Here is a 24,945-nt window from a genome sequence, read left to right as displayed (position 1 = left end):
ACATAAGGCACTTTGTTTCCCATCATCTCCACATAGTCCATGTTCACGCTGATTTTAAAGATTCCAGGAACCATGGCAAGAATGACCAGAGCTGAAAGCAAAGCGACGATTTTTGAATGGCGGGTGACTTTTTCCCCGAAGCGGGCAAAAGCGTTGTCTGCGGCGGTCGCGCCAGTTCGGAGGGTGAACGGCTCAGGCACAGCCCCCGCAACGCCCCGGTCTTTTCCGAAGCACATGAGAATGGGGATAAAGACGATGACATAAAGGTAGACCGAAAAAACAATGGACGCGGAAATGCCTCCCACCCAGCGGATTGGGCCGATGCCAGAAAACAAAAATGAAACAAGGGAGGCAATCGTCGTAATCACGGTAAAGAGAATTGGCCAGCCGGTTTCGCCCACAGCCTTGACCACAGAATCCCGACGCGCTCCAGTGCGCCTGAAATGCATACGGAAGGAATTGACGAAATGCACCGAATAGCCCACAGAAAGAGCCATGCCCAAAAGAATTGGCAGGGTAATCATGTTGGAGTCGGCCACAAAGCCCAAATGCGCGCTCAAGCCAAGAACGCTTCCGATGCCTGCCACCGTTGCCACAAGGGGAACAATCACGCCGCGGAGGGAACGCACGAAAATCACGAGACAGAGCAGCATGACGAAAAATCCGCTCAAAACTCTGGTCTTGCACTCCTTTGCGACCACATCGTTTTCTTCCATTTCGCTGTAGGACATGCCTGTGGGCTTCAATGTGTAGGCTCCCGCGGCCTTTTCGTTTTCTTCAAGAATCACTTTCTGCGCCGGGCGGGCAATGTTCTCTGCCGCGAATTCCACGCCGCCGTCATAATTCTCCAGCGAGAGGATTACCCAGCTTTCCTTTGAATCATCGCTTACAATGTTGTTCACAAGGGATTGGCGGCTCAGGATAAAGTCTTTTTTCGCCTTGAGTTCAGCCGGGTCGGAGGGGATTCCGTCCTCAAAGGGGCTTTTTATCTCTATGCTCTCTTCGCTCCCGATTGGGATTTTTGCCGTCACAATGGAAGTGGCCTTGTCCACATAGGGAACCTCTTCTTCAAGCCGCTGCCCCAGTCTCTCGATTCCGGCCAGCACCTCCGGCGCAAAGACATCATCTGCCTGCACCATGACCATGATGGCGTCATCGCTTCCAAAAATCTCCTTGAAACGGTCAGAGTCGATTTTGACCTGCTCCCAGTCCTCGAACCACTCTTCCTCATTGTTCGCCATTTTGAGTTTCGGAAGACCAGAAAAACAAAAAGCCGTGAAAAGAATTATCGCGCCAAGGATTATCCACCGCCACCGAAGCTGAATCTCACCGATTTTAAAAAAGATTTTGTTAACACTTGATATATTCATAAGGAAAGCCTCACTTTTGTTAGTCTATGCTAATATATTATGTAACAGTGTTATTCTTGTCAATATAGCAGTGTTATATTATAATCATTTTCATGACAGGAAATTCCACCGTACAAAAAATCCTGAAAATCGCGACCGATGAATTTTTAGAAAAAGGCTTCCGGGGAGCATCTCTCAGGGAAATCGTAAAAAAAGCGGGCGTGACCACAGGAGCCTTCTACGGATACTATAAAAGCAAAGAAGAACTCTTCAACGCGCTTGTTTCCCCTCACGGAGACCATGTGCTCGACATCTTTAAGAATACTGTCTCCGAATTCATGGAAATCCCCAAAACCCAATGGGCAAAGAACATGTTCGAATACTCAGACAGGGGAATGAGGGAAATTTACGAATACGCATACGAGAACAAGGATGCCTTCCGTTTGATTTTGTCCGCCTCAGAAGGCACAAAGTGGGAGAATTTCATTCACAAAATAGTGGAAGTGGAAGTCGAAATGACTCACATTTTTTACAAGGAAATTGAAAAAGAAGGATACAAGCCCTTCGCATTCGACCCCACGCTTGAGCACATGATAATAAGCGGGGAATTTTCGGCTTTCTTCGAGCTGATTATCCACGATGTTCCGAAAGAAGACGGCCTTCGCTGCGTTAAAGAGCTGCACGATTTTTACCAGGCGGCTTGGGCAAGCGTCCTGAAAATTGAAAAAAACTAGGGGAAAATTATTTTATTCCGCTTTTGCCCTGACAATCAGGGTATTTCCCTCAACCCTCTCCACCAGGCAGACACTTCCCTTGGGAATTTCACCCTCCCCTGCCCCGTCCGAGCCCATAGCCGTCCACACGACTCCGTTTGAAGCCTTGACCTCGCCCTTCTCGAATCTGGTGATTTTTTTTACGACCAGAACTTCCTGCCCGTCCATTGAATTTACGTTTGTCGTGACCCGCCCCAACTTGAGTTTTTTGACAGCAAAAGGCCGGGTAAACACCATGAGAAGAATCGTAATGACGAAGAAAATCAAAAGCTGCCAGCGGAAAGGAAGAGCAGTGCGACAGAGGAAAATCATTAAAAGAGCCGAAACCGCCGCCCAGACCGTGGTAAGAGAAAAAGTTATCGCCTCAAAGACAAGGGCTACTACCATGACGGCAACCCAAAACCAAGGCAAGTGAGAAAGAATCAAATTCAAAAAATCAGACATATCTTCATTATATTGCAGATTTTTGAATTTAGAAAGAAAAAATTAAACCCGCTCGAAAGATTTTGCGTCGTAAAGATAGTCCACGCCCTGCTCGTTAATCACAAAAAGCGAGCCCTTCTGAGGACCGTCAACGACCTCACCGACGCAGAGATAAATCTTGTCCCGCTCAAAAAAATCACAGGCCTCGCCCACATAGCGGATTTTATACAATGTTCGTTCAGTTTTGTTTTCCATAGGACTTTTATTATCGGCAAGAATTTTAGAAATCTTTAAAGGGGCGACATTACCTGAAATCCGGGCTATCCACGGTTCCGCTGACGCTTCATTCCTACGCTGCGCTTCGTACGCTACGCTTCGTACGCTGCGCTTCGGAACGCTTCGCGCCGTTACTATCCCGCGCCGGAATTTTTTGCCAAAATCAGCCTTTCCGACATCAGGAATGAACTTTATCAAATAAAAATTTAGACAGCCCTTAAATTCAATATTTATGCTATATTTATATAAATATATATCTTTTTATATATCTATATCTTTTTAACTAGCGTTTTATATATATTTTTACACATATTTTTTGATATTTTCATAGTTGATTTTATATCTAAAATGCTATATAAATATAAATATATACTTTTTCAGTTTTTTCACATTTCGTGAACAGAGGGGATTTCATGAAATCATTCGTCTTTTTAAACCGCAAGGGTGGCACTGGCAAAACCAGCGTTTCCGTCACCTGTGCCATTGAGCTTGCCCGCAAAGGCTTCAAGACCGTTCTGGTCGACTGCGACCCCCAGGGGAATTCTTCTTCCTGGCTGGCCAAGGATTTTCAGTACGAGCTTTCCGATGTCCTTACTGGCAAAGTCACCGTAGAAAACTGTCTCGTCCAGACTCACTTCGACAACCTCTTCCTCCTGCCCACATTCGCAATCAACGGAGGCTTGCAGGCTTTCGCTTCCAGCACGCGAAATTACTATGCCTTTGAGGACTCGGTTTTTCCCGCCCTCAAAGATTTCGACTATCTTATTTTTGACACCTCCCCGGCTTTCGGCGACTTTGAGAAAGGAATCGCCAACTGCGCCGACACCATCGTTCCTGTTCTCAAGCTTGACCAGTTCTCCGCCGACGGATTCCAGACTCTCATCGAGAACCTAATCACCACCACAAAGGAAATCCGCTGCAAGGACTTGCTGGAGAAAATCTCCTTCGTAATCCTCAACCAGCAGGACAAGCGAATGAAATTCCAGTCTCTCTTCGCCGAGAACTTCATGAAAAATTTCGACGACACCCAGTTCTTCACCATTCCCACGGACACTTCTTTCGTCAAGGCTCAAATCTTGAAGAACGCGATTTCTGACAAATCAATCACCGCCCGAAAGGAAACTACCGATGCCATCGGCGCAATCATCAAGGAGATGACAAAATGAAAGCTCCCGCAAATTTCACCGCAAGCGCCACAAAAAAAATAAATCCCCTGGAAGCGGCAATCAACAGTAATTTTTCGCAGGGCTCACCCAAAGGCTCAGTCCGCCAGACAGGCGAAAATCCCTCTCCAGAGGCACGAGGAGGGCTTTCTGCAGGCGCAAGGGCGGAATCTGGTGAAAATACCCTTCCAAAGTCAAATTCAGCCGCCATTTCAGAGGAAAAGTCACAAATTCCCAACGGGAGAAGGGAAGTGAAGGAAAAATTCCTCGTCTCCATGTCAAAAGGGGAGCGCAGCGTTTTCAAGGCCTTCTGTGCCATGCAGAATGTGTCTATGAACCACTTTGTCATGTGCGCCATGGACTACTTCAAGGAAGACCTGGAAAACGGCAAGGTCTCCCTCAGCGCCCACTCATACAAACGCAAGGAAAGTTGATATGACGGACGAAGAGAACAAATATTTGCAGGAGCTTTTCCCCGAAGAAGAGGCAAGGCAGGAAATAGTTAAAAAATTCCGCAGCTACATAGCCAGTCCCTTCATCGCGGCGGCTCTTCCCCTCAAAGATGTCAAGAAAAATGTCTTTGAGAGAAAATACAACAACATCAACTTCAAGCTCACCAGCGACATAAAAGTCCCCTACGGAAAGAACGGCCGTCTTCTCCTTACGATTATGACCACCCACGCCGTTTTGGACAAAGACGCAAACCCGGAAAATCCAGTGGTCTTGCAGTACACCTCTCTGCAGCAGCTGTTGGACGAACTGCAGCTTCCCAAACAGAGGGGCAAGGAAATCAAGGAGCAGCTTGAGTGCTTCTCTGGCGCCTCATTCGTATTCCGGGAAAAAAAGGTGCAGAAAACCCAGAAATATCTCTTCAAGGAATTTTTCAGCGAGGACGAGAACCTTGGAACAGAGGTCACGGCGACATGGAATTCCAGCGGAATCGTGCCTTTCTTCGAGTCAATGAGCTATGTGGACATTGACGAGAACGGCAAGGAAAAAAAGAGCATAGGCCTGACCATCGTGCTCTCGGACAAATTCACCAAGCTCTCAAAAGCCCACTCTGTTCCCATCGACTACGGCGTTTACAAGGAAATCTCCAGCGTCGTAGGAAAGGACTTGTACGCATGGTTCGTTTACCGAAACAACAGCATCACCGAGCCGATTTTCATTTCCAGGGAATCTCTGGTAAATCAGTTTTTGCCCGTCAAGGAAAAAAGCTATGAGTCTGAGGAAAGGGTCAACTGGAACACCATCAAGGAGCAGATAAATTTAATCAAAAAGAAGTATTATCCTGACCTTAATGTGTCCGTCGCTCAGGACAATTCGGGAATCACGCTGGCAAAAAGCAAGCCTGTAATTCTTCCCAACGACAAGCATTATGTTTTGGTGACTTCTAATCTTTAAAAAGGGTAGGGTAACAGGAATTCAACGGTTTTACACTTTTCAACTTATCTTACTATTTGTCATAAATTTATAAGACTATTTGAATTCTATTTGTTTATATAGAAGAAGTTGTGAATTTGTGACGATTGCGTGGAATTTCTGTTACCCAGATTTTTTTTGATATTGCCTAAGTCTTTATTATGAAATGAATTAGATGATTTTTTTAATTCGTTGGATTTCTGTTACTTTTATAAGACTTTTCCACTTCAATTTGTGCAGAATCGTTGAGATTCCGTTACTTTTTCCCTTTTTCTTCTATTCTTATTGTTGATTTCTGTTGAAAATTTATGACAATTTCTATCTCTTTTCGTTGAGAATTTGTTACCAGTCTTTTGAAAATGCTGATTAGAAAGAACTTTTCTCCGAATCGTTGAAAATCTGTTACCAACTCTCTGAAAATCGTTGAGAATTTGTTACTACCGTTCGGTAAATTCCGATTTTGCGTCATGCCGTTGAAAATTTGTTACCTAGATATTTCCTTGTATTACAATAAAAAAATTAGGGGAGTGGAGAGGGTAATCCGTAGTTTTAAAATTCCCGGCTAACGAGTGGTAATTTTGCTTTCCGTTGAGAATTTGTTACCATGTTGTATGAATTTGTAGACGAATTTTTATATTTCTGCGGCGTTGAAAATTTGTTACCAAGGGGGGGGGCTGCGGGGTGTATGCTGAAAAGTGCTTTCTCAGTATTAGGCTATTCTTTTTTCTTAAAACATTCTATAATAAAGAATATGAAACGCGCAATTTTCAGAAAATCCGCTTTGGACAGAATAGCATCGCTTGATCAGCTTGATCAGACAATGACGGTGGTAAAGCCGTCCAGCGTTTTTGCTTTAATTTCAATTGCAATCATCATAGCTGCGGCTCTTGTGTGGGGAATTGTTGGTACTGTTCCTGATATGGTGAACGGAACTGGAGTTCTTGTGAATATTGACCATGTTGTTAGTGTAAAATATGCGAATCAGGGTGCGGTAAAGAATATTTTCGTAAATCACGGAGATGAGGTAAAAAACGGTCAGGTAATCGCACGAATTGAAAGGCAGGATATCCTGGATCAAATTAAGGTAAATGAAAAAAAACTTGATGGTCTTCTTCGTATGCAGGAGGTCGTTCGTTCTGCCAATAAAAACGGAAATTCAAAGCAGAAGATGATGAAATCCCTCTACGATCAGGGGCTAATCACTGAGAATGAATATTTGAATTCCCGGCAGACCGAGATGAATTTGGAGCAGCAGATAACCGAGACAAAACAGCAAATTTACCTTTTGAATGAAAATTATCAGACGGCGACTCAGGTGGTGGCTACGGCAACTGGCCGTGTCATGGAAATTCCCGTTCGCCGAGGTGATTTCGTGCAGGCGGGAAGCACAATCGCGGTAATTGAATCTGGTTCCGGAGAGAATGCAATCGGTGCGCTCGTGTATTTTTCTGCAGCAGACGGAAAGAAAATCCGTCCTGGCATGAAAATCGGACTTGTTCCCACGACGGTAAAGCAAGAGGAATACGGATATATGCAAGGGCTTATCACCGATGTTTCGGAATTCCCGGTGAGTGACAACTATCTTGTATCAAGCCTTCAGAACATGAGCCTTGCCTCAACTTTTCATCAGATTTCAAATCCAATCGAAGTTAAAGTAAGCATTATCCCTGATCCTTCCACATATTCTGGATACAAATGGTCTTCTTCCAGGGGACCAGCTCAAAAAATCGGCTCTGGCTATTTGTGTGCCGCAAAAGTCACTACTGATAGCCGCCGTCCAATTTCTCTTATAATTCCTACCATAAAAAAGAAATTGCTTGGCATTGGCGATGAGCTGGTCGCTCAGACGGCTCAAAAAGGAAACAAATAATGTTTGGATTTGGCAGAGTCAAGAAAACCCCTACCGTCTTGCAGATGGAAGCTCTTGAATGCGGCGCGGCTTCCCTTGCGATGATTCTTGGTTATTATCAGAAATATATATCTCTTGAAGTCCTGCGAGTTGACTGCGGTGTTTCCCGTGATGGTACGAAAGCAACGAATATTCTCAAGGCGGCGCGAAAATACGGACTTGAAGCAAAAGGCTTCAAAATGGAAGTTGACGCACTTCGTCTCCTCAAAGAACCATGCATTATTTTCTGGAATTTCAATCACTTCGTTGTTCTGGAGGGCTTTAAAGGTAAAAATGCCGTTCTGAATGATCCTGCTTCTGGTCGGCGGCGAGTGTCCATGGATGAATTCGACGAGTCTTTTACTGGAGTTGTGCTTACATTCGGCAAAGGCCCGGACTTTAATAAAGGCGGCGTAAAACCACGGGTTTGGCATCGCCTCAAAAAACGGCTGGGCGGACTTGGCTCAATCTTTACATTCCTCGGATTCTTGAGTTTCCTCTATTTTATACCTGGTTTTGTATATCCGACTTTTTCCCGCTTCTTCATTGATGAAATCCTTGTAAAAAATTCAATGAATCTTTTAAAACCTCTGATTGCTGTCATGGCGCTTACATGTGTCGTCAGTACGGTTTTACAGGCAATCCAGAATGCAGTTTTAATGCGTTTTCAGGTTCGGCTGAGCCTTTCTTCTGCCTCACGCTTTATTGCCCATATTTTAAAGATGCCGATGCAGTTTTTTGTCCAGCGTCTTCCTGGTGAGTTGTGTAATCGCATCGCATCTTGTGATTCTATTTCTTCCCTTGTCTCTGGGCAGCTCATCGGAGTCGTCATCAATTTGTTCAGTACGATTTTTTTTCTTGTGCTCATGCTTATGTATGACATTCCGCTTACGATAATTTCTGTTACGCTCACATCCATTGTTGTTATTGTTTTTAAGATTAATTCTGACCGAATCAAGGACAAATCTTTTAAAATCGAAATGGAGGAGGGAAAACTAAGCGGCATTACGATGTCTGGAATCGAGATGATTGAGTCTCTCAAAGCATCTGGTTCTGAAAATGACTTTTTTATGCAGTGGTCGGGTCAGCAGGCAAAAGTTCTTCTAGAGACACAGCGCCTTGTTAAAACCAACACTGGAAATTCCATCGTTCCCCAGCTTATTTCTTCCATACAAGGCATTTTGATTCTTACGGTCGGCGCCCTTCGTGTAATGGACGGTCATCTTACGATTGGTATGCTCATGGCATTCCAGACCTTGCTCTCGCAATTTTCTGGTCCAATCAATTCTTTCCTTGGATTGGGTTCATCCCTTCTTTCGGCAAACGCTGATATGCAGCGAATCGATGATGTAATGGAATATCCGATTCCCCAAATTTTTAAAGATGATTCAGAGCCTCAGTCTGACGCAAAAGCAGCCGAGAGCCTGATGTACAAGCCTATTCCAAAACTAGAAGGATATATCTCACTCAAAAACATTACATTTGGATATTCACCGTTGGCAGCTCCCCTTATCACGGATTTGAGCATTGAATTTACTCCGGGAAAGCGAATTGCCCTTGTTGGTGCGACTGGCTCAGGAAAGTCAACAATCGGCAAGCTTGTAAGCGGACTCTATAAGCCTTGGAGTGGAGAGATTCTCTTCGACAAAAAGCCAATGCAGGAAATCGAAAGGAAGGTTTTTTCATCTTCTGTTGCAGTCGTGAACCAGTCGATTTCTCTTTTTGAGGGGACTGTCAAAGACAATATTACCATGTGGAATTCTACCATCCCTGAGGAAGTTTATATGCAGGCTGCAAAAGATGCTTGTATTCATGATGTCATTACATCTCGTCCGAACGGATATTATTCAAAAGTAGGGGAGGGAGGAAGAAACTTCAGTGGCGGACAACGGCAGCGACTGGAAATTGCCCGCGCCCTCGCAACGAACCCTCGCATTATCATAATGGACGAGGCGACAAGCGCTTTGGACGCAATCACCGAACAGACTGTAGACAAAAATATCCGCCGCCGTGGTTGTACCAGTATAATCATCGCCCATCGTCTTTCTACAATCAGGGATTGCGATGAAATCATCGTTTTGGATCATGGAACCATCATTGAGCGCGGTACACATGATGAGTTGATTGCCTCTGGCGGTGCTTATAAAGAATTAGTTCAGACAATGTAATGAAGGGCTGAGAGATGGAACACAAAATCTATCAGATAGACAATACGAATTTTCTCACGCTTGACGGCTCAAGTACGACGCTTGAAGTGCTTAAGGGTCATGCATATCTTTTTGTAGTGCCGGTTTTAAAAGATGGCTCACTTGGAGCAAGGCATGAGATTACGAATTATGAGGTCGGTGGAAGATTCCCTAATATTCCCAGCACTGATGAATATAAATTAATCCTCACTGGAACAATCGGCACAGAGGTAAGGGCGATTCCCTATGAAGATCCTGATTTTGAAGGAGTCCTTGAACTTGCCCAACAGTTTATCGTTGAAAAATTGCGCGTTGAGGAAGACCGTGACAGGAAGCGTTCTGTTGAGCAGCAGCGTCTTTCGGATGAGGCTTTTTCTTCTGCGCTTGAGAATATCGCTTCCGTAGTCAACAGAAAACGCTCGGCAAATCTTATATTTGAGACAGATGATGCGCCTGTTGTCAGGGTTTTTAAGATTGTAGCGCAAAAAATGGGTGGCATGCTTGTCCGTGCGATTCCCGGAAGAGAGTATGAGAGTTCTAAATCAGGAATACAAAAACTAGCCAAAGACAATACATTGCGTGTTCGTGAAGTCGTGTTGCGGGGAAAATGGTATAACGATGATAATGGTCATTTAATCGCTTTCTATAAACCTGAGGGTGAGATTGATCTTTCCAAAACGGAAGACTCTTCTTTTATCCCTGTGGCCCTTATAAAAAAACTTGAGCGTAACGGCTACATAATGAAAAATCCTGTTGACGGGACTGAGGTTCCTGTCACAAAGAAAATAGCCGCCCAGATTCACCCGATGGCATTTATGATGTACCGGGCAATGACCGACGAAAAAATCAGCATCAAATCTGTGTGTAAATTCGTCTTTATGGACATCAAGGCAGACATTTTCCGTTATATTGTCATATCCCTCTTGTGTACGCTTATTGGCCTTATTACGCCTCTTATTACCCGTAATTTTATCGATAATGTAATTCCTGAGGCGGCAAAAAATCAGGCTGTTCAAATTTGTGTGCTCGTCTTCTTCTGTAATATTTCTTCGATGATTGGCTCGCTTTCAAAGTATTTTGCCAACATGCGAATGGAAACGAAGGCTGATTCTGATTTGGAGGCGGCCGTCATGGATCGGCTTTTAAAGCTTCCTGTTGATTTCTTTAAGAATTTTTCTTCAGGTGATTTGGCCGCCCGCACCATGACGATTTCCACAATCCGAAAGCAGATTTTCAGTATTGTGCTTTCCTGCTTTATGAATTTTGTCTTCAGTTTCGTCTACTTGATTCAAATGTTCCGTTTCTGCGGATATTTTGCAAAGTGGGGCGTCTTGTTCTGTATTTTCCCCATTATTATCTCTGCTCTTTTGTGTTTCATAACATACAAATGGCAGAAAATGCTCGTTGAGGCTCAGGGCAAGATCCAGGGTATGCTACTTCAGTTTTTGACCGGAATCGAAAAGATTACGAATTCTCATTCTGAAAAACGCGTTTTTGCCCAGTGGTCAAGGGAATACATTCGTCAGGCGAAAATCAGCTACAGTTTGGGCTTGGTTGGCATTATCTCTTCGCTTATCAATGCGGTGTATCCAACTGTCGTGAGTATTATTTTTTACTATTTATATGGGCGTGGAATAAAGCTCCAGTCCATTACAGGACTTACGACGGGTACTTTTATGGCATTCCTAAGCGCTTATTCTTCTTTTCAGGGAGCATTCCTGGGAGTTGCGGGTGCTCTTCTTGAAATCAGAAATGTCATTCCTCTCTCAAAACGAATTCAACCGATTCTTGACGCTGAGCCGGAAATAGAGTCGTCAAAACCATCTGTTGACAAGCTTTCTGGCAATATAGAAATCAGCCATTTAAATTTCCGCTATGACTCTGATGCGCCTTTGGTTCTAAAGGATGTCAATATGAGTATAAAAAGCGGTGAATTCATAGCGGTTGTAGGAACTTCTGGGGCTGGCAAGTCAACTCTCATGCGTATGCTTCTTGGTTTTGAAAAGCCTGAGTCTGGAGCGATTTTCTTTGACAATCAAGATATTTCTGCCGTGGACATTGGTTCTTTGCGCCGGCAGATGGGCGTTGTTCTTCAAAATGATACGGTCTTACAGGGAACTATCTTACAGAATATTGTCGGAAGTTCCGGTCTAAAAGAGACGGACGCATGGGAAGCGGCAAAAAAAGTTTCTTTCGACAAGGATATTCAGGAAATGCCTATGGGAATGTTCACTATGATTCCGGCGGGCGGAACGACTCTTTCAGGCGGTCAGCTTCAGCGGCTTATAATCGCCCGTGCGATTATCCGAAATCCTAGCGTTCTTATTTTTGATGAGGCAACGAGTGCGCTTGACAATAAGACTCAGCTGATAGTGCGGAAAAGCCTTGATTCTCTCAAAGTCACGAGGATTATCATTGCCCATCGCTTGAGCACGATTATAAATGCCGACAGAATCTATGTGATGAAAGACGGCGAGGTTATCGAAACAGGAAAATATGATGAACTGATGCAGCAAAACGGATATTTTGCCCAGCTTGCACGCCGTCAGGAAGTATAAGGAGATTAATATGAAAGGAAAAAATATATTTATAAACGGAGTTTTAAAGACGATTTTGCTTGTGTTCCTGGCGGGAATGTTTTTTTCTTCGTGTCATAGCGATGACCCTATTCTTGCCAGAGAGAATGCAATTAAAAAGCTATACAAAAAAGGAAGGGCGAAAATAGTCCTTGCCAACAGCTTTGACGAAAATCAAACCTCTATGTGGGAGGGAGCTCTTCTTGCCCAGAAAAAAATCCGTGAAAAAGGTCTTTGCTCGGTGGATTTGGAGCTGATTAAATGTGATGACGGCGGCACGACAATCTCAGGCACTCAGGCAGCCTATGAAATCGCTTCTGATGATGAGGTCTGCGCAGTTATCGGTCATGGTTATTCAGACATTTCTTTGCCCTGTTCCCTTATCTATCAGTATTACGGCATTCTCATGTTCAATTATATATCGACAGTTCATGTGCTTACAGAACGGAACAATCCTCTCCTTTTCAGTAATATGCCTGATGACAATGATTTTGGAGATGCCATTGCCCATATTTGCGACATAAACGGATATAAAAGCGTTCTTATCTACTATCTGGAGAACACATCAGGAACAAGCCTTTCCAACAGCTTCGAGTTTGAGTGCAATAAGCGCGGAATTTCCGTGGTAGCCCGTGACAGCTATGATCTTACGACATCCCGTCAGGATTATGACCGAATCGTCAAGCGCTGGAAAAATAATTTTGTATTTGACGCCGTTTTCCTTGCAGGGCGAATGCCAGTTATTCAAACCGTGTGGGAAACGATGCGACGAAATGGCATTAACTGTCCGCTCGTAGGCGCAGATCCTTTTGATGATCCTCTCTTTGTTGCGCAACTTCCAGAGTCAGAGAATGAAAAGATTTTTGCCGTATCGAATTTTAATACGGATTCTATGCATGGCGGATTCAGGGAATTTTTCGAATCTTTTAAGGAAGAATATGGAATCGAGCCTGATCAAGAGGCATTGCAGACTTACGATGCTCTTATGGTGCTTGCTTCGGCAATCAGTAAGGCTGATTCTGCTGTTCCCTCAAGAATTGCAGATTTTCTCCGTACAAGATATTGGGATGAAGCGGCTGGTCCTTACACTTTCAATTCAAAAGGCGCTGTGGTTGGAAGGACTCTTACGGCGAAGGTTTTCAGAAACGGAAGATTTGAGGAATTTCCTCTGACTAAATAAGTTAGTGCTTTTAGTTCAGTTCAAAAACGGCAGAAATGCCGTTTTTTTTTATGATTCTGACGGATTTTCCATTTTCTTTAATTTATTTAGCCTTTTTTCAAAGTCCTTCGTATAAATATATGTAAGCAGCGAACAGAAATTACATCCTGTAATTTCTGATTCGTACGAGAATTTTCAGTTTGAAAATTCTCTCTTTGCTTATCCCCTGCATCCGTGCAGGGCAAATATTGTCAAAAAAGCGATAAAATCGCGAGGAGAAATAATTATGACAAACGAAGAGATGAAAAGAGCATTGACACAGAGCGGAATGGCAACGGCAGAAATCGAGAAGGTGTCAGAAAAATACGACGCTGAGAAAATCACCGAGCTTGTGGAAACGGCAAACACACCTGAAGAAGCATTTGCGGCAATTCACGCCTTCTACCCGGAGCTTGAAGTTGAAGCGTTGCAGAAGCAGTGCGATTTTGTGAAAGAGCAGGTCGAAGCGGCATTGAATGAACAGAAACACAATGAGCCGATGGAGCTTACCGAAGATGAACTTGATAATGTGGCAGGCGGCGGATTTTTTGATTCTGTGGGCAGCTGGTTCAAGAACAACTGGAAGGCAGTCGCTGTAGGAGCGGCAATCGTTGTGGGTACGGCTTTGATTTGCACAGGGATTGGTGCTGGGGCTGGAGCCGCAATAACATATGTTACAGGAAGTGCCATCATAAAATCTGCAGGCATTGCGTTAATAACCCCGACTCTCACTTCTTTAGCAAACGCCGCTTGCATTTCTGTTCTTACGGGAACAGGAGCAGCAATCGGAGCTGGAGCCGGAGCGGCAATCGGAGCGGGAGTAACAGGGGCATTGGCAGGTACAGGAAATCTTCCAAACTAAAGGATATTTTTGAGCGAGCGTAATAAAGCGAAAGAATCGCAAGGAGAAATAATTATGACAAACGAAGAGATGAAAATGGCATTGGCAAAGGGCGGAATGACAACGGCAGACATCGAAAAGGTATCTGATAGATTCGACGCAGAGAAACTCACCGAAATGGTGGAAGCTGCTCACACGCCAGAGGAAGCATTCAAGGCAATTCACGCGGCATATCCTGAACTTGCGGTGTCTGAATTGGAAAAGCAGTGCGATTTTATTCGCGAGCAGTTCGAGGCAACATTGAAGGAACAGAAAAAGAGCGAAACCGTGGAACTTTCCGAGGACGAACTGGAGAACGTGGCAGGCGGCGGCTTTTTCGGCGATGTGGGAAGTTGGTTCAAGAAAAACTGGAAAGCGGTCGCGGTAGGCGCGGCAATCGTGGTGGCATGCGTAGCAACTGTTGCAACAGCAGGAGCAGGGGCTGGGCTTGTTGGTGGCGTTATCGCATGGGGTGCTTCTACGTTCGGCGTTGGAGGGAGTTTATCAACTTTAGCAGCAATGGGAACTGCCGCAATAGGCTTAACAGGAGTAACAACAGCAACAGCAATTGGCGCAGGAGTCGGAGCGGCTGTTGGTGCTGGAGCAGGAGCGGCAATTCTTGGAGCAACTGATGTTCTTTCAAAAGCAAACAATCTCTAAGTAGCATAACAAACGGGCGGCGAAAAAATGCCGCCTTTTTTTTGCTGGAAAGATTTTTGCAAAAAACAAGCGGAAAATTAAAAATTTTAGCCCTTCCCAAAAGATCTTCGTATAAATATATGTAAGCAGCGAACAGAAATTACATCCTGTAATTTCTGATGCGTACGAGAATTTTCAGTTTGAAAATTCTCTCTTTGCTTATCTCCTGCATCCGTGCAGGGCAAATATTGTCAAAAAAGCGATAAAATCGCGAGGAGAAATAATTATGACAAACGAAGAGATGAAAAGAGCATTGACACAGAGCGGAATGGCAACGGCAGAAATCGAGAAGGTGTCAGAAAAATACGACGCTGAGAAAATCACCGAGCTTGTGGAAGCGGCAAGCACACCAAAAGAGGCACTGGAAGCTCTTCACGCCTTTTACCCGGAGCTTGAAGTTGAAGCGTTGCAGAAGCAGTGCGACTTTGTGATGGAGCAGGTTGAGGCGGCGATGAAGGGGCAGCGGCAGGAAAATGCCGAGCCTATGGAACTGACCGAAGAGGAGCTTGATAATGTGGCCGGCGGTGGTTTCTTTGATTCTGTGGGCGGTTGGTTCAAGAAAAACTGGAAAAAAGTCGCAATCGGCGCGGCAATCGTCGTGGGGGCGGCATTAGTTTGCACAGGTGTGGGAGCTGCCGTAGGAGCGTGCATTACAAGTTCAGCTTTGACAACGGTGGCCACAGGAGCGACATCATTTATGTATGTGGAAGTCGTTACAACAGCAGCAGCAACGGGTGCACTCATCGGAGCGGGAGTCGGAACTGCGGCAGGCGGCGCAGTTGTCGGAGGTCTTGCAGGAACGGACAATCTTCCTGGCTGAAATTAGCCTTTTTGCAAAGTCGTTCGTATAAATATATGTAAGCGCAAGAGACTTACACAAAAAGAAAACAAATAGTGCAGAAAGCACGAGGAGAAATGATTATGACAAACGAAGAGATGAAAAGAGCATTGGCACAGAGCGGAATGGCAACGGCAGAAATCGAGAAGGTGTCAGAAAAATACGACGCTGAGAAAATTACCGAGCTTGTGGAAACGGCAAACACGCCCGAAGAAGCATTTGCGGCACTCCACGCGGTTTATCCAGAACTTGAAGTTGAAGCATTGCAGAAACAGTGTGATTTTGTGAAAGAGCAGGTTGAGGCGGCGATAAATGAACAGAAGCAGAAGCAGAATGTTCCGATGGAACTGACCGAAGAAGAACTTGATAATGTGGCCGGCGGCGGTTTCTTTGATTCTGTGGGCAGCTGGTTCAAGAACAACTGGAAGGCAGTCGCTGTAGGCGCGGCAATCGTCGTGGGTGCGGCTTTAGTTTGCACAGGTGTGGGAGCTGGAGTTGGAGCTGCGATTACCTATTTTACATCACATGCAGCCCTGTCTGCCATGGGAGCTTCGTTGTCATATTCAACATTTGCCTTGGTAGCAGGCTATACATGTACTCCAATTCTTACGGGAACAGGAGCGGCAATCGGGGCAGCGGTTGGTACGGCAGTCGGTGGCACGGTAACAGGTGCATTGGCAGGTACAGGAAATCTTCCAAACTAAAGGATATTTTTGAGCAAGCGTAATAAAGCGAAAGAATCGCAAGGAGAAACAATTATGACAAACGAAGAGATGAAACAAGTATTGGCAAAGAATGGACTTGCAGAAAAGGAGATTGAGAAAGTTTCTGACAAATTCGACGCAGAAAAAATCACCGAAATCGTAGACGGTGCTTCAAATCCAAAAGAAGCGTTTGAGGCTTTGCACAATTTTTACCCGGAGCTTGAAGTTGAAGCATTGCAGAAGCAGTGCGATTTTGTGAAAGAACAGGTCGAGGCAGCGATGAAAGACCATAAACAAAATGAATCTGTTGAACTGACTGAAGATGAACTTGAAAATGTCGCTGGCGGCGGCTTATTTGACTCAATCGGTGGTTGGTTTAAGGATAACTGGAAAAAGGTCGCGGTAGGTGCGGCGATTGCCGTGGGAGTTGCATTGATTTGTACAGGGGCAGGAGCACTTGCAGGATTTGCCCTAGCAGCAGATGCCGCATTGTTCCATGCAGGAGTCGCTGTAGGAAGTTACATGGCGACCGGTGCCGCATATGGAGCGATTGCAGGTGCAGTCGTTGGAACCGCCGCTTCAACGGCTGCAGGTTTAGTAGGCAGATACTAAAGTCATTCGTTTAAGTATATGTAAAACAAATTGTCAAACAAGCGATAAAATCGAGAGGAGAAATAATTATGACAAACGAAGAAATGAAAATGGCATTGGCAAAAGGCGGAGTTTCAACAGCGGACATCGAGAAGGTTTCTGACAAATTCGATGCTGAGAAAATTACCGAAATCGTGGAAACGGCAAGCACACCAAAAGAGGCACTGGAAGCTCTTAACGCATTCTACCCGGAGCTTGAAATTGAGAAAATGCAGGAGCAGATGGACTTCGTGCAGAGCCAGTTTGAGGCGGCTGTAAAGGGCGAAAAGAGCGGTGAGGCAGTCGAGCTTACAGAAGAGGAACTTGATAATGTGGCCGGCGGCGGATTCTGCGATTGGTGGTCAAGAAACTGGAAGACAGTCGCCATTGGAGCTGCGATTTTGGCTGGAACAGTGTTGATTTGCACTGGTGTGGGAGCTATTGCTGGAAGCTTCGTTACAGCTTCTGCGGCTTCTGCTGCAGCGGGAACTGGAGCTACCCTTGTTGAGGGGGGCATTATTGGTGGTTCAATAACGGTTGATACTCTAATTTCAACAGGAGTGCTTACAGCAACTGGAGCTGCTGGAGCTGCAGCTGGAACAATGGCTGGAACGGGTGCAGCAGTTGGGGCTGCTATCGGTGGACTTGGTGGTTCAATCGCTGGTGCTACATATACGACAGTAAACCTGAAATAAACATTTCAGAAAAATCGAACAGGCGGCAGAAATGCCGCTTTTTTTTGCTGTTCTTAAAATTCTGTGGCAGAAAAATGAATTCCTAGTCTTCCTATTCGACGAGCTGGGCTGAGTAATATTTGAATTCGAGGATTGCCTGCAAATAATTTGTAAGCACTTGATAATATGAAAGCTCAGCCGCAATGTATTTCTGGTCTTGGTTTAGAAGGTTATCCACCGTGATAAGCCCCGAATTGAATCTCTTTTTTTCGTTTTCGTAGAGAGTTTTTTGCAGGGAAAGTACAGTGTCGGCGTCTGATACGAGATTTTTGTAAATCTCAAGTTTTTCAGCTGCATTTTGAATTTGAAGGACCAGGGTGTTTTTTACTTTGTTGTAATCTGTAAGAGCCATTTCATATTCTGCCTGAGCCTGCTCATAAACTCCCTTTTTGGCATTATTCCCAAGTTTTGCGCTTACGCTGAGAGTTCCGTTTATGTTCACGCCTTTTATATTTGTAAAGCCAGATGAAACTGTTTTTCCAAAGCTGTCAGAATAAGACGCCCCGCTTGCGCCTATTCCGAAATTGAGATTTGCGTCAGGGCGTTTATCTACCTGTGACATGTGCACTTTCTTTGCCGCTGAATCAACTTTCTTTTTTAAAGCCTTCAAGTCAGTGCGGTTTTCTTCGATTTTTGCAAAAAAATCTTCGTTTAAATTTTCTGGAAGGGGCACTTCAATTGATTTTAGTTCCAGCTCTGAAAAAAAATCTTCTGGCTCACCGATGTTATTCGTGTCCTGAATACCGAGGCTTGTCAGAAGCTCCATTTTTGCCTGATTGCATTTTATTTTTGCATCCTGGAGTGTTCGGCGGTTTTCATTTACATTGACTTGAAGGGCCAGCATGTCATTTTTGGAACGAACGCCAGCCCTGATAAGAGAGTCCATGTTTGCGTTCCGCTCTTCTAGTTGTTGTTGCATGATTTCCACTTGTTCGGAATTCTTGAATGAAAGAAGATAATCCCAATACTGAGTGGAGACGCTTATGATGGTTCTTGAAATTGTGTCGTTCAGCGCGTATTCCATTTGCTCAAGGTAATCTTTTGCCGCCTCAAGCTGAAGGCCAGTCAGGGAATCCTTGAATGATTTGAAAAGAGGTAGGCTGAGCTCAAGGGCAATTTCGCCGGAATTTCGGGCATTTTCGTCTTCGTATTTTTTGCCTAGATATTCATCGCTGTAAGTGTATTCTGGCGTGTTTTTTGCTCTTTTGACTGTGTAGGAAAGTTTTGTCTCAAGGCCGAAACAGAAGAGTTTTTTGAGGAAGATGCTTCCGCCAGTCTGCTGACTCAGCGTATTGTCTGAATAAATGCCTGATTCAATGGGGTAGAGCCAGGAATATCCGTATTTGTAATTAGGGTCGTCTTTGTCAACTGGATTTTGCCTGTATGAATATTGAGCTTGCGCTCCCGCTTCAATGTCCAGAGTGCCTTTTGCCTGACGGTACTGGGCGCGGGCAGAGGCCAGGGCGTACCTTTGTTTTTGAATTTCGTAATTATTTTCGAGAGCCGTATCAATTGCGTTTTGAAGTGAAAATTTATTTTTTTCTTGTGTGAAACAGAAGGTTGAACAAAAAATTAATAAAACAAGGCTATTCAATATTTTCATGATTCTATTCTTTCATTTTTTTTGAAAAAATGCTATATTTTTTTAGCCTTTTCGTATTTAGCTTCGTATAAATAAATACAACGAAAATAACTATAGAGAGGTACAATTATGAAAGACACACGATTAAAGCAATTGTTCGATTTTCAGAAATTCGCAGGAAATTCCGCAATGGGATTTGCAATTCAGAGCGCCCACAGTTATATCGATTCTTTACAGGCTCGCGGATTTGAAGAGCTTTCAGAAGATGAACTTGATATGGTGAATGCGGCTGGCGTTGATGGCGGGAACATCAAGAAGAACTCTCGAATTCCCGCTGTGGACTCAAAAATTTAAGGAAAAACAGTGACACAGCAGGAAAAGGACAGGGTTTATAAGGAATACAACAAAAAAGTATTCTGTTATTTAAGGAGTAAAGGTCTTAACGAAGATGATGCCGAGGATTTGTGCGCCAATGTCTTCGTTAAGTTTTACGACAACGCTGAGAATTTTGATTCGAGCAGGGCTTCTCCGTCAACGCTGATTTATAGAATCACTCACAATACGCTGATTGATTTCTATCGCACAAAAAAGCAGCATGCAGAGCTTGACGAGGAGATTGCCTACAAGGATGAAACACTTGACAATATTCTCACCGAAGAAACGCTCACGGAATTAGGGCAGGCACTTATGCGTCTCGAAGACCGTGAGCGTGCCCTTGTCGTGCTTGTCTACTATGACAACAAAACCCTCAAAGAAGCTGCCGAAATCTTAAAAATGAGCTATAGCAATTCTAAACTTGTAATGAAAAAAGCTCTGGCAGAACTCAAAGACTTTCTGGAATAATTTTACCCAGGTCTTGCGGTTACAAAAACTTGGGAAGAAATAAGGATTTTAAAATGCAGTCCGTCCAGAAACTTCTAAAAGAGCAGATTACCAATCAGAACTCCGTATTCGTTTTTCCGACGGATGTTGCCTGTCAGAAGTGGGCTGACTGGGCCATTAAAAACACAGACTGTAAAGCCGTTGCTATGGAGAGGTTTCTTGCCTGGGATAAATTCAAGGGCGAGTGCATACGCGCTAAGGCAGAGAATCTCCGCACCGTGCCTTCCCTCATGCGAAAAATTTTTGCCGCCCACTTAATCCAAAAAAATGCGGATGAGCATTTCTTTAAAAATCTTATCAATCAAAAATTCGCGGGCGAGGCTTCATCTTTTGCCGACTGGATTTCCTCCATGCTGCCTTCATTGCAAATGTGGAAAAGGCTCCGTGACAGGCAGGCGGACGAGCTTTCCTCTGCCGGTGAAATTTCCTTTGACGATGAAAATCTCAAGTCTTTTTATGAAAAATACAAATCGGCGGGCTTTACTGATGACGAGGACAGTGATTTTCAGATTCTTTATGACGAGTACAAAGCCTTTCTATCGGAACATTCCCTTTTTGACCCAGCTTGGGTTGAGCCTGATTTTTCGGACGATGGCCGGGAATATTATTTGATTTGTCCGGAGACCCTTGAAGACTGGGAGCAGTACCGTTTCAAGCTTTCCTGCCAGAAAAGCATTCATTTTGTCAGCGTTCCCGAAAATGAAGGGGAGTACGAGTCTTACTTTTTTGAAAATTCCAGTCAAGAAGTCCGGGATGTGACTCTCTTTTTGAGGGAAATGCACGATGAAAAGGGGATCGAGTGGAGCGACATGGCGGTGAATGTTCCCAACATGGACAATTTCGGCTCTTACCTTGACCGCTCTCTTTCTTTGTACGAAATTCCCCACACCATGCGCTACAGCCGCCCCCTTTCTTCTTACGGAGCGGGAGCTTTTTTCGCCCAAATTCAGGAATGTGTGGAAAATCAGTTCTCTTACGAAAGTCTCAAAAATCTTCTTTTAAACGAGGATATTCCCTGGGAAAATAAGGGCACGATAGATAATCTCTTGCTTTTTGGCCGAATGAACAATTGTATCTGCACGGCGGGGTCTCTTACTTTTGAAAAGGGCAAGGCTGTCACCGTTTGGGACGAGGCTTTTAAAAATCCAAAGGACGACAAGGGCAAGGCTGTCAACAAGGACGAGCTGATTAGAAATCTTTACCGCAATCTTGTTGACTTGATTCTTCCAATGGTGCAGGCTAAAACTTTTGCCCAGATTCGTTCTGCCTATGAAGCCTTCCGCGAGATGTTCTTTGATATGGCAGCTTTCCAGAATCTTCCTTTGAGCAATAATGTTTTGAGCCGTTGTATTTCTTCTTTAAACGAAATCGTGGATTTGGAGGGCGATTTCCCCGATTATTCCGTGGATTCTCCATTCTCCTTTTTTGTCTCTCATCTTTCAAGCGTGCAATATCTGGCTCAGGGCGAAAACAGGGCGGTTCAGGTTTATCCTTACCGCTCAGCCGCCCTTGCTCCATACAAAGTTCAGGTCGTGCTTGACGCTACCCAGGATTCCCTTTCTATGGCGGACTCCTTTAAGCCGCTGGATTTTATGAACGAGAATAAAAGGCGGATTTTCATGAAGATGGGCGAGCTAGACTCTTCTCTGGGCTTCTCTGAATCTGACCCCAGCTTTGATTTCGTAAAACTCTACCAACATTCCGCTCAGGAAAAGGCATATTTTACCGCTTCCCGCCATGCCTACAACGGCGAGTACGGCTTCGTTTACGGAAAAATGTCCCGCACGGACGAAAAGCTTCAGCCCAAAAAGCGGTGGGATGACTTCACGGAGGAAAAAATCCGTCTCTTGAAGGCTGTCAGCCTTTCAGACGTCCCCTCGAAAATCTACGCCCGGCAGGCTACTGGTCTTACCGCATGGAAAAAGGCACATTCTTTAGATAAAAAAGATTCCGGTCTTTTCGAGAAAAACGAAAAACTCACTGCCCTGATTCAAAAGCGCCTGTCTTATTTAAAAAGGGAGAGCATTAAAGTCACCCAGACTACGCTCAAAAATTACTTCAAGTGCCCCCGCCGCTGGCTTTTTAAAAACCTTCTTCGCCTTGACCCGCCGGACAATGAAGCCCTTCTCATCGATGAATTCATTACGGGAACGGTGAATCACAAAATTCTGGAGCTTTTCTTTGCTTCTCTCAAAAGCAAAAAATGGCTTTTGGCGGCCAGCGAAAATGACGAGACCGAACTGGGGCCTGAATACCGAAAGCTTTTGGTTTCTGTGATAAACGAGGCCGTGGATTCCGAAGGGAAAAATTCTGCCTTTAAGGAAATTTACGGCGAATCTGGGGAAAAACTTACCGCAAGCCCCACGACTATAAGAGTCATTTCTTCCCAGTACAAAATCGAAAGCGAGGAAATGGCTGACCAAAACGGAAATTTCAGAATCTTGGAAAAGGCAATCGCAAAAATCTGCTCCACCTTCCGGGGATTTTCGGTTTACGCCGTGGAAAAAAATGTGCAGGCTCTCGGCAAAGACGAAGATGGATGCGAAATGAGCGGATATTACTTTGACGGAAAAATCGACTGTATCCTTGCAAGCCCCAACCAGAAGGAATTCGTGATTATCGATTATAAGACTTCAAAATCTCCGAGTAATCTCAAAGTCAAAGAGCAGGAAGAAGGCAAGGCCGAAAATATCATTGACTTCCAGATGCCCATGTATGTTTATCTTCTTGAAAACAATGACAATGAAAGTGAGCGGGTAAAAGTGTCAGCGGCAACATTCTGCTCAATCAAAGAGGCGAAACTGAAATTCTTTTTGGGCGGGGAAAATTATAATGTTTCCAAGCGTTCTTTGATTAGTGCGGAAGAAGCGTATTTGGCACAAAAAGAATTCCTAAAATACGCGAAAAGATTCTACGAGGAAGTGACGGAAGAAAAATTTGCCGTAAATGCCTTGAATCAGAGCCGGGCAGTGTGTGCCAAAAAAGATAATTACGATAATTGCATTGATTATCAGGCTCTCTGCCGGCGTTATTTTACGGTTAGCGGGGAACAGGATTTAAAATAAGGGCTGAATTACCTCAGGGCGAAATGAGGGCAGGCGTTATTCCTTGGCCTTCCAGCCCAAAAGGCCCTTTCCCTCGCTGGAGAAAACAAGGGCAACTTTGTACATTTCCTTTCCGCTGACGGCGAATCGCTGTGAGTAGCCGTTTTCGTCAATCTGGGCCAGGGCTTCTTCTGCCACCTCTTCAAATGGCCGCCCCTTGTCCATTTTAAGCTCGAAGATGAAAACGCTGTCCTTTGAGGCCACAACCACATCGCTTCTGCCACAGACATTCTGCAGCTCCGAGACCACCCGCCAGCCTGTCATGCGGAACATTAAATGGGTGACGGACTCGTAGTAGTTCTCGCACATGTCTTTTTTTACCACTGTGGGAAGGTCGGCTATGGCGGATTTGATGATGTTGAGGGCGCGGTCAAGGTTTCTGTCGCGCAGGGCGACCCTGAGGTTATTTATTTCAAGGCCGATGTCATCATAGGGCACAGTGATGAATTTTTTGAGCAGGACATCAAGAAAGCCTTCCTCAACTTCACGGTTGGGAAAGTCCAGCTTATAAAGGCGGGTTTCTTTTTCAAAATCCTTAATGGTAAGGTAGCCGCTCTGGTAAATGACCGGGAGCATGTTCTTTGAGTCAGGATCGTAGTTCTTGAACTGATTTTCGTTCGCAAATCTTCCGTTTACGATGTTGGTAAGCTCAACCGGCTGATTCTGCAAGGTTTTTACCAATAAAGACGGAGTTCCGCTCTCAAACCAGTAGGAGCCAAAATCCTTGTCGGAAAAACATTTTAAGAGACAGAAGGGATTGTAGACACCCTCAACATTGTGGGTGAAGTGGTAGCCGTCGTACATCTGGGCAAGTTTGGCCTTTGTTTCTTCAAGGCTCATTTCCTGTCGCTCTGCAAGTGCCTCGATTTCTGGCATAAAATACTTTTCCAGTTCACTTTCCGAAACACCGCAGATTGACGAATAGCTTTGAGTAAGGCTGATGTCGTTGAGCTGATTAAGCCCGGAGAATATGTTCACATGGCTGACTTTCGTAATTCCCGTGATGAAAAGGAAGCGGATGTACTGATCGCAGTCCTTCAGCGGACTGTAGAAGCTGCGCAGCTCCTGACGGTTCTGCTCCTCGTATTCGGTGTAGAGCGCGTCTAAAATTGGCTTGTCGTATTCGTCGATTAAGATGACAACCTGTTTTCCGGTTTTTTTTGTAACGGAATGAATTATCTGGCTCAGTCTTTCAGCCGCGTCTTCGCTATTTTTCTGAATTTGGTATTTTTCTTCGGCTTCGGTCAAAATGGCGTTGAGACGAGCCTTTAAGCGGGCGTTATTTTCATAGCTGTTCGCGCCAAAACTGATTTTTATGACAGGGTACTGAATCCAGTCCTTTTCAAGATTTTCGATGGCAAGGCCTTTGAACAAATCTTTTTTGCCCAGAAAGTAGGCTTCCAGCGTGGAAAGCAAAAGGCTTTTTCCGAATCGGCGGGGGCGGCTTAAAAAATAGGGCTTTCCTTCGGTGGCAAGTTTATAGACAAGATGAGTCTTATCTACATAAACAGCGCCGCGATTGCGTAAATCCTCAAAATCTTGAATGCCGATTGGCAGAAATCGATTAGCCATACAGAAAATTATAGCACAGGAATGGAAGATTTTCTATAATGGTGTCCGTTCCAAATACATTTAGGA

At 44.6% G+C, this 24,945-nt stretch carries 22 protein-coding genes; 17 read left to right on the top strand and 5 right to left on the bottom strand.

Annotated elements, in window-relative coordinates:
* Nucleotides 1-1,370 (bottom strand): efflux RND transporter permease subunit (locus tag B2089_RS03945; protein WP_296686051.1); only part of this gene is annotated, 1,370 nt, incomplete at its 3' end.
* A 92-nt stretch (nt 1,371-1,462) separates the two neighbouring features.
* Here B2089_RS03945 and B2089_RS03940 point away from each other — a divergent pair.
* Nucleotides 1,463-2,083, top strand: a complete 621-nt coding sequence (locus B2089_RS03940; RefSeq protein WP_296320471.1) for a TetR/AcrR family transcriptional regulator — start codon at nt 1,463-1,465, stop codon at nt 2,081-2,083.
* A 12-nt stretch (nt 2,084-2,095) separates the two neighbouring features.
* Here B2089_RS03940 and B2089_RS03935 read toward each other — a convergent pair whose 3' ends face one another.
* Both B2089_RS03935 and B2089_RS03930 read right to left on the bottom strand, forming a co-directional pair.
* Nucleotides 2,096-2,566, bottom strand: a complete 471-nt coding sequence (locus B2089_RS03935; protein ID WP_296320473.1) for an NfeD family protein — start codon at nt 2,564-2,566, stop codon at nt 2,096-2,098.
* 42 nt (nt 2,567-2,608) lie between these two features.
* Entirely contained in the window at nt 2,609-2,800 is a 192-nt protein-coding gene (locus B2089_RS03930) for a hypothetical protein (protein WP_296320475.1), read from the bottom strand.
* 434 nt (nt 2,801-3,234) lie between these two features.
* Between B2089_RS03930 and B2089_RS03925 the strand changes: the two genes are divergently transcribed.
* The 13 genes from B2089_RS03925 to B2089_RS03865 all read left to right on the top strand — a co-directional run bounded on the left by B2089_RS03925 (nt 3,235) and on the right by B2089_RS03865 (nt 17,700).
* Nucleotides 3,235-3,987 carry a ParA family protein gene (locus B2089_RS03925; protein WP_296320477.1) on the top strand — a complete coding sequence of 251 codons (753 nt, stop codon included), beginning with the start codon at nt 3,235-3,237 and terminating at the stop codon, nt 3,985-3,987.
* Nucleotides 3,984-4,418, top strand: a complete 435-nt coding sequence (locus B2089_RS03920; RefSeq protein WP_296320478.1) for a hypothetical protein — start codon at nt 3,984-3,986, stop codon at nt 4,416-4,418. Before B2089_RS03925 ends, B2089_RS03920 begins: the two co-directional genes overlap by 4 nt.
* Before the next feature lies 1 nt (nt 4,419).
* Nucleotides 4,420-5,388, top strand: coding sequence for a plasmid encoded RepA protein (locus B2089_RS03915; protein WP_296320485.1), 969 nt, complete (start codon nt 4,420-4,422; stop codon nt 5,386-5,388).
* A gap of 769 nt (nt 5,389-6,157) precedes the next feature.
* A complete protein-coding gene (locus B2089_RS03910; protein ID WP_296320487.1) occupies nt 6,158-7,276 on the top strand; it encodes an NHLP bacteriocin system secretion protein in 1,119 nt (372 codons plus the stop codon).
* Nucleotides 7,276-9,462, top strand: a complete 2,187-nt coding sequence (locus B2089_RS03905) for an NHLP family bacteriocin export ABC transporter peptidase/permease/ATPase subunit (protein WP_296320489.1) — start codon at nt 7,276-7,278, stop codon at nt 9,460-9,462. Before B2089_RS03910 ends, B2089_RS03905 begins: the two co-directional genes overlap by 1 nt.
* 14 nt (nt 9,463-9,476) lie before the next feature.
* Nucleotides 9,477-12,038 (top strand): NHLP bacteriocin export ABC transporter permease/ATPase subunit, encoded by a 2,562-nt coding sequence (locus B2089_RS03900; RefSeq protein ID WP_296320491.1) that lies wholly within the window; start codon nt 9,477-9,479, stop codon nt 12,036-12,038.
* Nucleotides 12,039-12,048: 10 nt separating this feature from the next.
* Nucleotides 12,049-13,236: an ABC transporter substrate-binding protein gene (locus B2089_RS03895; protein ID WP_296320493.1), complete on the top strand. Its 1,188-nt coding sequence runs from the start codon at nt 12,049-12,051 to the stop codon at nt 13,234-13,236.
* Nucleotides 13,237-13,501: 265 nt separating this feature from the next.
* Nucleotides 13,502-14,116, top strand: coding sequence for a hypothetical protein (locus tag B2089_RS03890; protein WP_296686044.1), 615 nt, complete (start codon nt 13,502-13,504; stop codon nt 14,114-14,116).
* Nucleotides 14,117-14,170: 54 nt separating this feature from the next.
* Complete coding sequence (locus B2089_RS03885) at nt 14,171-14,794, top strand: hypothetical protein (protein WP_296686042.1); 624 nt, start codon at nt 14,171-14,173, stop codon at nt 14,792-14,794.
* A 265-nt stretch (nt 14,795-15,059) separates the two neighbouring features.
* Nucleotides 15,060-15,653 carry a hypothetical protein gene (locus B2089_RS03880; RefSeq protein ID WP_296686039.1) on the top strand — a complete coding sequence of 198 codons (594 nt, stop codon included), beginning with the start codon at nt 15,060-15,062 and terminating at the stop codon, nt 15,651-15,653.
* A 101-nt stretch (nt 15,654-15,754) separates the two neighbouring features.
* Nucleotides 15,755-16,375 carry a hypothetical protein gene (locus B2089_RS03875; RefSeq protein ID WP_296686037.1) on the top strand — a complete coding sequence of 207 codons (621 nt, stop codon included), beginning with the start codon at nt 15,755-15,757 and terminating at the stop codon, nt 16,373-16,375.
* 54 nt (nt 16,376-16,429) lie between these two features.
* Nucleotides 16,430-16,987: a hypothetical protein gene (locus B2089_RS03870; RefSeq protein ID WP_296686034.1), complete on the top strand. Its 558-nt coding sequence runs from the start codon at nt 16,430-16,432 to the stop codon at nt 16,985-16,987.
* A gap of 68 nt (nt 16,988-17,055) precedes the next feature.
* The gene (locus B2089_RS03865; RefSeq protein ID WP_296321871.1) at nt 17,056-17,700 is read left to right on the top strand and encodes a hypothetical protein; all 645 of its coding nucleotides are present in this window, start codon (nt 17,056-17,058) and stop codon (nt 17,698-17,700) included.
* 91 nt (nt 17,701-17,791) lie between these two features.
* Here the strand turns inward: B2089_RS03865 and B2089_RS03860 are convergent, their stop codons facing one another.
* Complete coding sequence (locus B2089_RS03860) at nt 17,792-19,342, bottom strand: TolC family protein (protein ID WP_296321869.1); 1,551 nt, start codon at nt 19,340-19,342, stop codon at nt 17,792-17,794.
* 108 nt (nt 19,343-19,450) lie between these two features.
* On the opposite strand from B2089_RS03860, the gene B2089_RS03855 reads away from it, so the two are divergent.
* The 3 genes from B2089_RS03855 to B2089_RS03845 are packed head-to-tail and all read left to right on the top strand — an operon-like array spanning nt 19,451 to nt 23,268.
* Nucleotides 19,451-19,675 (top strand): hypothetical protein, encoded by a 225-nt coding sequence (locus B2089_RS03855; RefSeq protein ID WP_296321867.1) that lies wholly within the window; start codon nt 19,451-19,453, stop codon nt 19,673-19,675.
* A gap of 9 nt (nt 19,676-19,684) precedes the next feature.
* Nucleotides 19,685-20,164, top strand: a complete 480-nt coding sequence (locus B2089_RS03850; RefSeq protein WP_296321864.1) for an RNA polymerase sigma factor — start codon at nt 19,685-19,687, stop codon at nt 20,162-20,164.
* A gap of 53 nt (nt 20,165-20,217) precedes the next feature.
* The gene (locus B2089_RS03845; protein ID WP_296321862.1) at nt 20,218-23,268 is read left to right on the top strand and encodes a PD-(D/E)XK nuclease family protein; all 3,051 of its coding nucleotides are present in this window, start codon (nt 20,218-20,220) and stop codon (nt 23,266-23,268) included.
* 36 nt (nt 23,269-23,304) lie between these two features.
* Here the strand turns inward: B2089_RS03845 and B2089_RS03840 are convergent, their stop codons facing one another.
* Entirely contained in the window at nt 23,305-24,879 is a 1,575-nt protein-coding gene (locus B2089_RS03840; protein WP_296686029.1) for an ATP-binding protein, read from the bottom strand.
* Between the last annotated feature and the right edge of the window lie 66 nt (nt 24,880-24,945).

It is taken from the genome of Treponema sp. UBA3813, assembly GCA_002368605.1.
Lineage (GTDB): Bacteria > Spirochaetota > Spirochaetia > Treponematales > Treponemataceae > Treponema_D.
This window is presented reverse-complemented; position numbering and strand designations above follow the sequence as displayed.

Excerpts from the sequence above, each read along its gene's own strand:
- B2089_RS03890 (WP_296686044.1), top strand. The coding sequence starts at position 13,502 with ATGACAAACGAAGAGATGAAAAGAGCATTGACACAGAGCGGAATGGCA.
- B2089_RS03920 (WP_296320478.1), top strand. The coding sequence starts at position 3,984 with ATGAAAGCTCCCGCAAATTTCACCGCAAGCGCCACAAAAAAAATAAAT.
- B2089_RS03845 (WP_296321862.1), top strand. The coding sequence starts at position 20,218 with ATGCAGTCCGTCCAGAAACTTCTAAAAGAGCAGATTACCAATCAGAAC.
- B2089_RS03855 (WP_296321867.1), top strand. The coding sequence starts at position 19,451 with ATGAAAGACACACGATTAAAGCAATTGTTCGATTTTCAGAAATTCGCA.
- B2089_RS03870 (WP_296686034.1), top strand. The coding sequence starts at position 16,430 with ATGACAAACGAAGAGATGAAACAAGTATTGGCAAAGAATGGACTTGCA.
- B2089_RS03900 (WP_296320491.1), top strand. The coding sequence starts at position 9,477 with ATGGAACACAAAATCTATCAGATAGACAATACGAATTTTCTCACGCTT.
- B2089_RS03925 (WP_296320477.1), top strand. The coding sequence starts at position 3,235 with ATGAAATCATTCGTCTTTTTAAACCGCAAGGGTGGCACTGGCAAAACC.
- B2089_RS03910 (WP_296320487.1), top strand. The coding sequence starts at position 6,158 with ATGAAACGCGCAATTTTCAGAAAATCCGCTTTGGACAGAATAGCATCG.
- B2089_RS03905 (WP_296320489.1), top strand. The coding sequence starts at position 7,276 with ATGTTTGGATTTGGCAGAGTCAAGAAAACCCCTACCGTCTTGCAGATG.
- B2089_RS03880 (WP_296686039.1), top strand. The coding sequence starts at position 15,060 with ATGACAAACGAAGAGATGAAAAGAGCATTGACACAGAGCGGAATGGCA.
- B2089_RS03875 (WP_296686037.1), top strand. The coding sequence starts at position 15,755 with ATGACAAACGAAGAGATGAAAAGAGCATTGGCACAGAGCGGAATGGCA.
- B2089_RS03865 (WP_296321871.1), top strand. The coding sequence starts at position 17,056 with ATGACAAACGAAGAAATGAAAATGGCATTGGCAAAAGGCGGAGTTTCA.
- B2089_RS03895 (WP_296320493.1), top strand. The coding sequence starts at position 12,049 with ATGAAAGGAAAAAATATATTTATAAACGGAGTTTTAAAGACGATTTTG.
- B2089_RS03935 (WP_296320473.1), bottom strand. The coding sequence starts at position 2,566 with ATGTCTGATTTTTTGAATTTGATTCTTTCTCACTTGCCTTGGTTTTGG.
- B2089_RS03915 (WP_296320485.1), top strand. The coding sequence starts at position 4,420 with ATGACGGACGAAGAGAACAAATATTTGCAGGAGCTTTTCCCCGAAGAA.
- B2089_RS03930 (WP_296320475.1), bottom strand. The coding sequence starts at position 2,800 with ATGGAAAACAAAACTGAACGAACATTGTATAAAATCCGCTATGTGGGC.
- B2089_RS03940 (WP_296320471.1), top strand. The coding sequence starts at position 1,463 with ATGACAGGAAATTCCACCGTACAAAAAATCCTGAAAATCGCGACCGAT.
- B2089_RS03885 (WP_296686042.1), top strand. The coding sequence starts at position 14,171 with ATGACAAACGAAGAGATGAAAATGGCATTGGCAAAGGGCGGAATGACA.
- B2089_RS03840 (WP_296686029.1), bottom strand. The coding sequence starts at position 24,879 with ATGGCTAATCGATTTCTGCCAATCGGCATTCAAGATTTTGAGGATTTA.
- B2089_RS03860 (WP_296321869.1), bottom strand. The coding sequence starts at position 19,342 with ATGAAAATATTGAATAGCCTTGTTTTATTAATTTTTTGTTCAACCTTC.